The sequence below is a fragment of the Arthrobacter sp. MA-N2 genome (assembly GCF_000517125.1).
GTDB lineage: Bacteria > Actinomycetota > Actinomycetes > Actinomycetales > Micrococcaceae > Arthrobacter > Arthrobacter methylotrophus.
Genome location: NZ_KI912156.1, coordinates 696,718 through 697,022, shown reverse-complemented (window position 1 = coordinate 697,022; position 305 = coordinate 696,718). Strand labels below are relative to the sequence as shown.

At 63.0% G+C, this 305-nt stretch carries 1 pseudogene; it reads left to right on the top strand.

The features are described 5' to 3' along the window. A pseudogene (locus A3M3_RS26340) lies at positions 1 to 305 on the top strand (glucose-6-phosphate dehydrogenase); the annotation flags it as partial.

Below are 305 nucleotides of genomic sequence, written 5' to 3'. Positions count from 1 at the left end.
GAGTCACCGGCGATCTTGCCCGTAAGAAACTCCTGCCCGCCGTGTACGACCTCGCCAACCGGGGCCTGTTGCCGCCAAGCTTCGCGTTGGTCGGCTTCGCCCGTCAGAACCGGGAGAATGAGGATTTTGCGGCTGGGCTAAAGGAAGCCGTCAAAGCGTATTCCCGGACCCCGTTCGACGACGCCGTCTGGAACCAGCTTTCCGAGGGTATCCGGTTCGTGCAGGGGGAGTTCGATGACGATGAGGCGTTCAAGCGTCTGAGTGCCACTCTGGATGAGCTGGATGAGACCCGCGGGACGCGGGGG